Annotated in this window: 14 protein-coding genes and 1 pseudogene; 7 read left to right on the top strand and 8 right to left on the bottom strand. The window is 33.7% G+C overall.

Features of this window, described 5'->3' with window-relative positions:
- Positions 1-1,038 (top strand): hypothetical protein (locus ACFXN8_RS24870; RefSeq protein ID WP_386848124.1); only part of this gene is annotated, 1,038 nt, incomplete at its 5' end.
- 1,103 nt (positions 1,039-2,141) lie between these two features.
- Here the strand turns inward: ACFXN8_RS24870 and ACFXN8_RS24865 are convergent.
- The gene (locus ACFXN8_RS24865) at positions 2,142-2,423 is read right to left on the bottom strand and encodes a hypothetical protein (protein ID WP_376074317.1); all 282 of its coding nucleotides are present in this window, start codon (positions 2,421-2,423) and stop codon (positions 2,142-2,144) included.
- A gap of 293 nt (positions 2,424-2,716) precedes the next feature.
- On the opposite strand from ACFXN8_RS24865, the gene ACFXN8_RS24860 reads away from it, so the two are divergent.
- The gene (locus ACFXN8_RS24860; RefSeq protein WP_376074316.1) at positions 2,717-2,866 is read left to right on the top strand and encodes a YjcZ family sporulation protein; all 150 of its coding nucleotides are present in this window, start codon (positions 2,717-2,719) and stop codon (positions 2,864-2,866) included.
- A gap of 254 nt (positions 2,867-3,120) precedes the next feature.
- On the opposite strand, the gene ACFXN8_RS24855 is transcribed toward ACFXN8_RS24860, so the two are convergent.
- The 3 genes from ACFXN8_RS24855 to ACFXN8_RS24845 form a co-directional block, all read right to left on the bottom strand.
- A complete protein-coding gene (locus tag ACFXN8_RS24855) occupies positions 3,121-3,411 on the bottom strand; it encodes a DUF5316 domain-containing protein (protein ID WP_386848123.1) in 291 nt (96 codons plus the stop codon).
- A gap of 190 nt (positions 3,412-3,601) precedes the next feature.
- Positions 3,602-3,907, bottom strand: a complete 306-nt coding sequence (locus ACFXN8_RS24850) for a Type 1 glutamine amidotransferase-like domain-containing protein (RefSeq protein ID WP_386848122.1) — start codon at positions 3,905-3,907, stop codon at positions 3,602-3,604.
- A 137-nt stretch (positions 3,908-4,044) separates the two neighbouring features.
- A complete protein-coding gene (locus tag ACFXN8_RS24845) occupies positions 4,045-4,779 on the bottom strand; it encodes a polysaccharide deacetylase family protein (protein WP_376074313.1) in 735 nt (244 codons plus the stop codon).
- A 180-nt stretch (positions 4,780-4,959) separates the two neighbouring features.
- On the opposite strand from ACFXN8_RS24845, the gene ACFXN8_RS24840 reads away from it, so the two are divergent.
- The 4 genes from ACFXN8_RS24840 to ACFXN8_RS24825 all read left to right on the top strand — a co-directional run bounded on the left by ACFXN8_RS24840 (position 4,960) and on the right by ACFXN8_RS24825 (position 7,207).
- Positions 4,960-5,490: a hypothetical protein gene (locus tag ACFXN8_RS24840; RefSeq protein ID WP_386848121.1), complete on the top strand. Its 531-nt coding sequence runs from the start codon at positions 4,960-4,962 to the stop codon at positions 5,488-5,490.
- A gap of 17 nt (positions 5,491-5,507) precedes the next feature.
- Positions 5,508-5,840 (top strand): chaperone CsaA, encoded by a 333-nt coding sequence (gene csaA, locus ACFXN8_RS24835; protein WP_386848120.1) that lies wholly within the window; start codon positions 5,508-5,510, stop codon positions 5,838-5,840.
- A gap of 345 nt (positions 5,841-6,185) precedes the next feature.
- The gene (locus ACFXN8_RS24830; RefSeq protein WP_376074310.1) at positions 6,186-6,614 is read left to right on the top strand and encodes a GNAT family N-acetyltransferase; all 429 of its coding nucleotides are present in this window, start codon (positions 6,186-6,188) and stop codon (positions 6,612-6,614) included.
- 371 nt (positions 6,615-6,985) lie between these two features.
- Complete coding sequence (locus ACFXN8_RS24825) at positions 6,986-7,207, top strand: hypothetical protein (RefSeq protein ID WP_386848119.1); 222 nt, start codon at positions 6,986-6,988, stop codon at positions 7,205-7,207.
- A gap of 71 nt (positions 7,208-7,278) precedes the next feature.
- Here ACFXN8_RS24825 and ACFXN8_RS24820 read toward each other — a convergent pair whose 3' ends face one another.
- Both ACFXN8_RS24820 and ACFXN8_RS24815 read right to left on the bottom strand, forming a co-directional pair.
- On the bottom strand, positions 7,279-7,917 hold the full coding sequence (locus tag ACFXN8_RS24820) for an O-methyltransferase (RefSeq protein ID WP_386848118.1): 639 nt from the start codon (positions 7,915-7,917) through the stop codon (positions 7,279-7,281).
- On the bottom strand, positions 7,904-8,269 hold the full coding sequence (locus ACFXN8_RS24815) for a hypothetical protein (protein ID WP_386848117.1): 366 nt from the start codon (positions 8,267-8,269) through the stop codon (positions 7,904-7,906). Before ACFXN8_RS24815 ends, ACFXN8_RS24820 begins: the two co-directional genes overlap by 14 nt.
- A 549-nt stretch (positions 8,270-8,818) precedes the next feature.
- Here ACFXN8_RS24815 and ACFXN8_RS24810 point away from each other — a divergent pair.
- Positions 8,819-9,205: a hypothetical protein gene (locus ACFXN8_RS24810; protein ID WP_386848116.1), complete on the top strand. Its 387-nt coding sequence runs from the start codon at positions 8,819-8,821 to the stop codon at positions 9,203-9,205.
- 203 nt (positions 9,206-9,408) lie between these two features.
- Here ACFXN8_RS24810 and ACFXN8_RS24805 read toward each other — a convergent pair whose 3' ends face one another.
- Positions 9,409-10,029 (bottom strand): NAD(P)-dependent oxidoreductase, encoded by a 621-nt coding sequence (locus ACFXN8_RS24805; protein WP_386848125.1) that lies wholly within the window; start codon positions 10,027-10,029, stop codon positions 9,409-9,411.
- A gap of 78 nt (positions 10,030-10,107) precedes the next feature.
- Positions 10,108-10,300, bottom strand: a pseudogene (locus ACFXN8_RS24800) (hypothetical protein); the annotation flags it as partial.

The following is a 10,300-nucleotide window of genomic DNA, read 5'->3' as shown; positions in this document are numbered from 1 at the left end:
ATTCGATTTAAAGAGAATATTGTCTTTTGGAATGGATTAACCCTTCCTGTTCGTATTCGCAAACAAGATTTGTTTGTAAAAGAATCCCTTGCTCTTCATACCATTAAATATTGTCGTCTAGTCAAAAAAGTGATTCGTGGAAAACATACTTTTTACGTACAACTTGTGATGGATGGGATTCCTCCTGCAAAGAGAATTCCATCTACAGGAGCCTTTCGGCATTCCTATCAAAAACAAAAACGAGTAGGTATTGACATGGGTCCTTCTACCATTGCGATTGTTTCAGAAGAAACAGTTTTCATCCAACAACTTGCTCCAGAAGTACCTTTATTGGAGAAACAAAAAAGACGTTTATTACGCAAGTTCGATAGAAGTCGTAGAAGTACCAATCCTAACAATTTCAAAAAGGATGGTACTATAAAACATGGCGTCAAACTCCGTTGGACATATAGTAAAAACTATCAAAAAACAAAAAAACAAATAAAAGAATTATATAGAAAGAAAGCTTCCTACATCAAAGAAAAACATGGTGCGTTAGCAAATAAAATCTTGTCTCTTGGCGATGAGGTGTACATCGAAACCATGCATTTTAAAGGATTGGCAAAACGTACAAAAGAAACCAAAACAAATATACAGGGCAAAATCCAATCCAAAAAGCGTTTTGGAAAAAGCATTGGGAATCATGCCCCTGCCATGCTAGTGGAAATCATCCATCAAAAATTAGGTTACACAAAGCAAACGATACAGAAAGTAAATACGATCACCTTTAGAGCCAGTCAGTATAACCATGTGACGGATAGTTATGAAAAGAAAAAACTGCATCAACGTTGGAGTCAAATTGGAAGTCATCTCGTACAACGAGATTTATATAGTGCGTTTTTACTGATGAATAGTGATACAAATTTACAACAAACAAATCAAGATTTATGCAATAAAACGTTTACTACCTTTTTAGAGTTACACAATCAACATATAGAAGACTTGAAACAAGTAAAGAAAACATTCCCTCTTAGCATGGGTATCAAACAAATCAAGTGAGGGGTATTCCTCCGTAGGTAGAGCTACCTGCCTTCGTTAAAACTTATTGCCAACACAACATCGGTTGTGTAAATAAGAAAGTCTTATGGAACAGAGGATAAATCAAAGATGTTGTACACAGGACATGGCAACACCATCTGTGGAGAGCTTTGTAACGCTTCTCTTAAGTATATAAGAACCCCACTGCTTTAGCTGTGGGAGTAGTCAGTTTTATTGTTATTCGATTTTCTCAATTTTTTTTATACCTATACTGATATATATAGGTATTCTCTAGTTTAGGGTTATTTATCTAAGTTTTGGTAGGATGGAATACTTTCTACACCGAATGCTTGTATTGAGAAATACATCACCACGAGTAATAATTTGGAAAACCCTTTCTCATTATATTCGCATATTTATTAGAACTAAAAAAGTGCGGCGACACGTAAAATGATTGCTGAAAATGTTACTTGTATTGTTCTTGCTTTACTATTTTTTTCATGGGTTATCTTATCTATAAAGCAGAAATTGCGGGTTACCAAGCAGAAAGTTTTATTGGTGGTAAAGATAAACTAGCGAAGCTATTTGGGATATTCATACATAGTAGGTATCGCTACTTTTCTTTTACCTTTTGGTCTAGAATTTTGGGGCATCATTAGCGGTATCATATATGCCATTTGTATATGTCACTTTGGTCTGGAAACTAAAAATTAATAAACCACTTTAATTGCGTATGCTCTTTTTATACTTTTTAACACCCTTTTACGTTAACCTTAGAGCATGGTTTTGTTAACGTAAAAATAAGGATATAAAATGTCTCGTAAATTACGCCTTTGTTCCCCCATTGTTACTGCTATTTTATTTGTCATCCTTGTATTTATGAATTATTTGGGCTATTGGACAGCAGATAGGTTCATTCAAATTCTATTTTTCTTTCTTATGATCGTGTCCGTTTTCAACGCGGGTATTGAAACAGAAAAAATTTTAAAAAGCAGAGGTAAAATCGAATCTTCTAGATAGCGAAGAACTTTCTAGATTTTTTAAAATATTCCCTTGAATTAGTCTAAATTCAAGGGGATATTTTTTTGTGTACTGCAACACAAATTTCTGAAACGTTTCGTTAGTCATTCCATCGCTTTTCTTTTATCTTTTCGAACGATGAAAAACATGTATTGGCTCGATAATAAAATGATTGTGACTATTACTGCCAAGAAATATGTATCTTGAATCTTAAACAAGAAAAAATTCAAAGAATTTAATAATCCAGCTAACATCAAGAATAACCAATAGTTATTTTTTCTTTTTGATTGATCACCGTTACTTAGATAACTAGCAGAAAGCCAGATAAAAAAAGGTAAGTAACATACAATTGAAAAAGTTAATATAGCCCATCCAATAAACGGCATAGTACAAACACCTCCGAGAATCTTCCTTATTTATACGATTGAAATTTGTAATAGTTTCAATTTTATTATTCTAAAAAAATGATTTTTCTCTAAATGTCATAAGTACCATGCTCTACTCCCTAAAAAAAACCTCAAAAATCCAAGAAACCATTAGCATAGATGTCCTTTTTCTTTAGTAATTCCTCATTATAAACTTTTCAAATTTTCAAACCAAACTGCGTAAAACATAGATGAATACCTCCTCTCCTTTCTACACCTGAACATATTATAGACGTAGAAGGGGGGGATATTTTATGGGATACTACCAAGGTGGAAATTATGGTAACTGTGGTTGTTATGGAGGATACGGCGGTGGAGGATACGGCGGCGGCTCAGCATTCGCCTTAATCGTAGTTCTCTTCATTCTTTTAATTATTGTCGGTACAACATTCATGCAATATTAATGCCGTTTTCTACTACTATTCAGATTTTTAATGAAAAAAGTTAATGCTAATTATCATTGTCACAATCAAACATTCCATACTCTCTATTGCTAAATAACATCCATAGTAATAGTAGAATAACTTACCAGCCTGACATACTACAGTTAAAACAAAAAAGGTCACTTTTGTCCGAGTGACCTTTTATTTTTGAATATTCAACTTTCTATAGAAGCTTTATTCATTTTATTAATAAAAAAGTTCTGAGCGTTTTTCCATCATTTATTTAAATAATAAAATAAAACCGCAACAATAATATTTGGTAAAGCAATGTATAAGGAATTTATAGTGATTTTATGACGTTCGTCCCGATGTCCTGTAGTTTCGGTAGCAAAGTTTGCCCTCATCCGATCCCCACTGGCCATAGACCCTGAAAAAACCATTGAAATGACAATGAAAATACAGCCAACTGTTCCTGGAACTAAATAGATCTTATCCATTCCCCACAAAATCATCGATATGAAAACACCGCATAATGATACGAGAACACCGATTAATAAATATTTCACCCCAAATCCCCCCTTTCCTTATTTTACGTTTGATTACCCTATTTTGTTTCGACAAAAACAAGATTCTCAAAAAGTCGGAGCATCAGTAGGACGGTCTTGCTTCAAAAAATAAATAAGCCTATTCAAAATGGGATAATCATGAGTAGGCTTATTCTTTGAAGTTATGACAATCTTTGATAATAAAATATTATTAATCTATAGTACCCAAATATTTCACAGCTAATTCTTCCTCATTGATCTCCTTATCCAAGGAGACCTTATAGGCTTTACCATTTGGTTTTGAGCTAACGATTTTATGAATTTCTTGATCGATATAATGAACGGCTACTCCATCATCAGCGGCAATTCCAGATGAGAGTTTATTCGCTTTCACCAAATTATGATAAGCTGGTCTTCGATTGATTTCTCCATCATAATGAGGACAATTACTACCCGGAAGAAATCCTAAACATTTTATCGGCTCTAAATCTCCTCCTAATGCAATAATTTGTTTCATCTTTTCCCACTTCCATTTCATTTAGTTTTTCGAAAATAATGAACTTAATTATACAATACCGCTACTATTTAAACCATTTTTTAACAACATTCAAAAAGCAAAGCCCGGTTTACATTTCAAACCGAGCCCTGCCTATATTATTTTCCATCTTTATTTAATTTTTGAATATCCAGCAGCTCTGAGATCGTTACAAATTTATATCCTTGGTCTTCAAGCTCTGGTAAGATTTTATCCAATGCCCTTACTGTTTGCTCACGATTACCACCGCCGTCATGAAATAACACGACACTTCCAGGCTTTGCACCTTTTAAAACCGTATTGGTAATTTTCTTGTCTCCAGGACTTTTCCAATCAAATGTATCTAAATGCCATGACCACATAACAACTTTATATCCTGCTTTTGCTATTGCATCAATCATGGAATCCGTGTATTGCCCTTCAACTGGTCTAAATAAGACAGGAGCATATCCCGTAATACCATAAATTGTTGCATGTGTTTGTTTTATTTCCTTCATTAAATTGGAAACGTTAGTCCTAAAAGGATGTGTATATGTGTGAATGGCCAGTTCGTGACCTTCTTCGTGTATACGGTAAGCAAGATCAGGGTTTTTTTCTGCATTTTCACCCACAATAAAAAATGTAGCCTTAGCATTGTACTTGTCTAATATATCTAAAATAGCAGGTGTGTACTTTTTATGAGGACCATCATCAAAGGTTAAGGCGATCACTTTTTCATCAGTATTAATATCCCACAAAATTTGGCCTGCTTCTTCGTAATACTTCCTTCCCTTATCTGCAAAGGATTTTTCATTTACAAAAAATAGAAATATTCCCATAATGCATAATGCGATCAGCAGATAATATTTCCTCAAGTTCTCACCTCCTGTAAATAATTATTTCTAATCATTATTATTTGAGGTTTACACTAAAAGATGCTTTTATTTTTTTACTTTTAACTGTATACAAAACCAATAACAATCCAAAATGTATGTAAATAACGCTGCACATTCCAATTCCAAAATGTTATATTATTGGGAAGGAGTGTGATTATTTTGATAATAAAGGTAAAGGAAGAGAATTTGGATTTTAACTGCTCCAGTCTAAGTCAAAGGTGCTTCGAACCACTAATTCAGATTTATAAGGTAAGAATGTCCGAAGAAAGTGATATCGGTGTGAAAGAACGTTTTTATGAGGAACTTACGGAAGGCCAACGAGCATTATTTATGTTTCATGTTTATTATAACCATATTAGTAAATCTCTTATCGAATATTATTGGTGGAGTGCTTATTTCATGGCTCAGCCTAAAAATTGGGCAGCTATCAAAGCATGTTTTAAGTACTTTCATGATGAACCTTTTCTTTTACTCCTTGACAAAATTGAACAAGAACTAAAACAACATCATCACCCTACTACATTAGAGAATTTTTCAATCACTCGAGATGAATTAAATCAAAACAAAGAGCTCCTTGCATCATTTGAATCGCTTTATGCAATGTTCGAAAATATTTATCCAGCTACTATAGAAAAAATAAATAATTTCATCGAAAAGAATTTACAAGAGTTTATACAAATTGAAAGTTAAATGAAGGAGTATTTTTTATGGCCACTATAGAAGACTTTGTGAATCTTGATATTAGAATTGGTACTGTGATCCAAGCTGAGGAACTTCCGAAAGCAAGGATTCCTGCCATTAAAATGAAAATTGATTTTGGAGAAGACCTTGGAATCAAGCAATCTTCTGCACAAATTACTCAACGCTATACGTCTGAAGGAATCATTAATAAGCAAGTAGTAGCGATTGTTAATTTCCCTCCTCGTCGTGTGGCAGGCTTTAAATCTGAAGTTTTAGTGATTGGCGGTATTCCTGTAGAAGGAGATGTCATTCTATTATCTCCTGATCAGCCTGTACCAAACGGAACTAAAATTAGTTAAGTCTAGGATTTTATGATAGTGAAATCAAAAAAATGAATCTATTTTACAGGCACAAAACTAACTTAAATTTCTTCTACATCATATATTTAGTAGTGTAAAGCTAATTTAGCCTTACACCTCCTGACTTGATACTAAGGGTCACCAATGTGGCCCTTTTATTATTTTGTTTCATCTAGTACCATATGTTACAACTTTTGTTACATAAAAATTATAAGAAGAACAAATTCCCTAAATCGAGAGGATCATAGAAAATGAAATTTTATTTAGATTGGTGCTACATCGTTAAAATCTTCAAATAAAAAATAGAAAGGAGCCTGATAATGAAGAGAAAAAGGAGAGAACATTATGAAAAACAGACAAGCTACAACTAATGACTATGAAGCTATTATAAATCTTTGGGATAGATCCGTTACCAAAACCCATGATTTTTTAAGTTTAAAAGATAAGGAAGACATTAAACAGGAAATTCCTATGTATTTCCCGCATCTTGATGTGAGACTTTGGTTTGTGGAAAGCGAATTGATAGGTTTTTCAGGTACCAATAATCAGCACTTAGAAATGCTATTTTTAGAACCGGCTGAAATTGGAAAAGGTTATGGAAAACAAATTATACAACACCTTATTAGAGATTTTAATATAAGGTCTGTTGATGTTAATAAAGACAATGACAACGCAAAGATGTTTTATTTGAAAAATGGTTTTACTATTGTTAGTGAAGAACTAACAGATAGTTCAGGTCGCCATTATCCAGTACTACATCTAGAATTAAAGTAATAAATAGGCCATCCATCTACTTTATTCATAAAAAAGAGATTTAAAATGGGAATATTTTTTGCACTTATACCTCCTTTCGATATATGTATGTTTTACATTGTTCCAGCTGCCTTTATCATTTGGATTTTAATTAAATTCATAAAATTCAGCAGGAGCAAACTGAAATACTTAGCAGCATATCAGAAAAGTTAAATGTGAAATTAGACTGAAATCGAGCTTACAACAAGGTCGACTTTAGTCTTTTTTTAATTGAACCCCCATCGTAGCTTCCCAATTTTATACTACTGATAATATCCAAATTAAATCATGTATTTTTAATAAAACTGTCCAATAAAATGGTATATATACATAACATGAAAAGAGGAATGTATATGGAAACTGAAAAAAACTATGAATCCCTACTCATACTAATTGGTTGGATAAACGTTTCGTTTGCATTTGTCTTTTTTCAATTATTTTGTGATATTATTGCGATTTGTATGGGCATCGTTTTAAGAAATGATTATCATGCGACAAAGCATGGACGTATCTTAATTATTGTTGGAATCATCGCTGGAATTACCGGATGGATCCTCAATTATTTATACTTGTAGACTAGAAAAATTGTAAAGCAAAAAAAGCACTAACATGCAGTCCGTCAGTGCCTTCGAAACAAAATAGTGACTTACTTCTTCACTTTTGAAAGTGTCATACCATCACCAATTGGAAGAATAATCGACTCTAATTGAGGGTGGTTCGCTACTGCTACATTGAATTTCTTCATTAATTCCGTATAACGTTTTGGTTGGGCATTTGGGTCTGCCACACTCCCATTAGCAAGGACATTATCAGAAATTATGATAGCATCGGAATTTGCTAGCTTCACACAATAATTTAAATAGTTTTCATAATTATCCTTATCAGCGTCGATAAAGAAAAAATCGAATCGCTCATTATCCTGCACCAACTTTTCAAGGCTTTGCAATGCAGGTCCCGTCATATAGGTCACTTGTTCACCAAAACCTGCCTTTGATAAATTACTGTAAGCTAACTGCGCGTATTTTTCCTCTAACTCTAGAGAAGTTAATTTTCCATTACTACCGAATCCTCTAGCTAGACAAATTCCACTATATCCCCCGAGAGCCCCTACTTCAAGAATGTTTTTAGCGCCTGTCATCGAGACAAGCATTGTTAAAAGTTTTCCAGAGGAAGCAGAAACTGAAATGGCGGGCATTCCGTTTTCTTCAATGGATGTAATGACCTCCTCTAAAATAGCGTCTTGCGTATGAAACACTGAATCAATGTAATGATTAATTATTTTCATTTAGGTTATTCCCTTCTTCATCATGGTTTAAAGAATTTTCATCTTCTTCTTGACTAACGGATGTATCGATAGTTTCACTTTCATGTAGTTCAAATAATTGACTGAATTCATTGATGACCATATCTATGGCTTTTAATTCACCCACTAGTATTGGCTGAATCGATTGAAACTCTGGTTGCTCTAATTGTTGCTTAATCGTTGCACGCTTTAAATTCATCATCTCTAAAAAAGCAATAGCTCTTCCACGACGGAAGGTTTTAGGTCCACGTTGGTGAGCGCCATCTCTTCCTCTATGACGTCCCCCTCGATGATGTCCCTCTTCTCTAAATTCCTTCATTTTTTCACTTCTCATTTTCATCCTCCTATTGTATACATTTGTATACAATCTCGATTTCATTTACAGTGTATACAAATGTATACAACTTGTCAATTAACCTTCTCTATTCATTTCCCGTTTCCTAATTTCATACTTTAACAACAGAAACATTAAACGTTTTAAGGAATTATGTAATATGTACTTCCCTCTGTTCTTCCATTAAACTGTAAATAATAGCCATCACCATAAAACGGTAATTAATAGTTGTGTGACTTAGGAGTTAAGGATTCATTTTTATTGATGTAGAGAACTTCATGTTCAAAAGAAGGAGCGATAAAATGAAAAGGCCATTTTTAAAACTTGGTCTATTACTTGTTTTTGGCGTAGTGTTTTTAACTGGGGTGCAATCATATTTAATCAACAGGAAATTAATTTGGCTAGTGAAAGGTGTCTAAAAGCAGGTGGAGAACCCATTGTAGAAAGAGATCTTCTTTCATTAAATTACACCTTTGCATGCCACATCAAATAATTGATCGTATAAGTAAATTTGTGGGTTTCCTCCGACTGAATTAAGTAGGTGATATATTGAAGAAGAAAGACTATTTATTAATTGTAGTATTGTTTAGTTTATCTTTAGTTGGTTGTAATGAAACAGGCACAGTAGATACTTTTACTTCTAAAAAACCTGACGCAGCTGAATCTTTAAGATTAAACAACCAAGCAGATATTTTTCAGTGGGAAGGTAATATTTTTGAAACCGAAATAGAATGGATCGATGAACTTGAGATTAATGAAGATCAATATATTGGTGCCATAAAATATAATGCCACTAAAGCTGAGGATTTTAAAAATGGTACAGCTAACCATTTACCGATTGGCGCAAAGATTTATTCAGCAAAAGAACGTGATGATATTTTAATCGTGAAATACGACAATGTTGTTAAACGGTATTTAGTTCTATCTGAGGGCTGATTTGCTAACGACATGTTTAGGTTAAGGTCACCTTTTAACTTTGGTGACCTTAACTTTTTTAGTCTGTAGGTGAAAATAAGAAAAAGCGTTAATCATTCTTTGATTAACGCTCCCCTTTAGCTGAACAAGGCTTGCCCAACTATCCACTACTATCAGTCTTTTTTCAGTCTCATTTTGTCCGCTTCTTATTCTTATTTTGAAATCTAATAAGCAATACCTACACGCGATTTCACATATTCTTTGCTCTGAATTTGTTGATAGGCAAACTCTGCCGTATCTGCAACAGATATTTCTCCCCCACCATCTGGTAAAAAATCTCGTTCGATTCGATAAGTACCCGTGTATTCACCACCAGGTAAGTATGTAGGACAGACGATTGTCCAATCGGTGTCAGATTTCTTCAATAGATGATAGACGTTATGGTGCTCTTCTGCCGCAAAGGTTGATTTTCTTTTTGATTCGCTCGATTGATATCGTAAAATACTTGGTGTCAGACGACTTTGTAGAATTCCAGCCGTTCCAATCGTTATAATTCTTTTCACATGCGTTTTTTCCATTGCTTCAAGAATTAACGGCATACTTTTGGTTAATGTATTGGTGCCATCCGTGTTTAAAGCACTGATCACAATATCAACATTTGCCATGGCATTTTCTATATGTTGTTTTTCCAATACATTCCCTTGTATAATCTGTAAATTATCATCATTTATGTTTAGCGTATTTGGGTTACGAACTAAAGCTGTAACGCTATGTTCATCTTGTAAACCTAGGGAAACAATGTGGCTACCCACACGCCCAGTGGCACCTAAAACTAAAATTCTCAGAATGATCACCTCTTTTCTTGATTATAGCACACAAATTTTCTGTACTATTTAGAGGTCTCTAACCATCCTTAAGTGTTGTTAGTGAATATCAAGAAGTCTGATATTCACGAGAAACAGCTGAAGATCATTTGTTTCCGCAATACTGTTGACGATATTTTGGATTTCGCTTTCTGTACTCTTATCTAATTTATCTAAATTATGTAATGGTATAGTGATTACTTGATTGTTTGGAGATTCAATTAAATAGCCGATCGTACTATCTGGATAATAG

This window comes from Lysinibacillus sp. NPDC059133 (assembly GCF_042755925.1).
Classification (GTDB): domain Bacteria; phylum Bacillota; class Bacilli; order Bacillales_A; family Planococcaceae; genus Lysinibacillus.
The sequence above is the reverse complement of the archived record's forward strand: the minus strand, read 5'-3'. Positions and strand labels throughout refer to the sequence as shown.

Excerpts from the sequence above, each read along its gene's own strand:
- ACFXN8_RS24865 (WP_376074317.1), bottom strand. The coding sequence starts at position 2,423 with ATGCCGTTTATTGGATGGGCTATATTAACTTTTTCAATTGTATGTTAC.
- ACFXN8_RS24860 (WP_376074316.1), top strand. The coding sequence starts at position 2,717 with ATGGGATACTACCAAGGTGGAAATTATGGTAACTGTGGTTGTTATGGA.
- ACFXN8_RS24850 (WP_386848122.1), bottom strand. The coding sequence starts at position 3,907 with ATGAAACAAATTATTGCATTAGGAGGAGATTTAGAGCCGATAAAATGT.
- csaA (WP_386848120.1), top strand. The coding sequence starts at position 5,508 with ATGGCCACTATAGAAGACTTTGTGAATCTTGATATTAGAATTGGTACT.
- ACFXN8_RS24830 (WP_376074310.1), top strand. The coding sequence starts at position 6,186 with ATGAAAAACAGACAAGCTACAACTAATGACTATGAAGCTATTATAAAT.
- ACFXN8_RS24825 (WP_386848119.1), top strand. The coding sequence starts at position 6,986 with ATGGAAACTGAAAAAAACTATGAATCCCTACTCATACTAATTGGTTGG.
- ACFXN8_RS24820 (WP_386848118.1), bottom strand. The coding sequence starts at position 7,917 with ATGAAAATAATTAATCATTACATTGATTCAGTGTTTCATACGCAAGAC.
- ACFXN8_RS24815 (WP_386848117.1), bottom strand. The coding sequence starts at position 8,269 with ATGAGAAGTGAAAAAATGAAGGAATTTAGAGAAGAGGGACATCATCGA.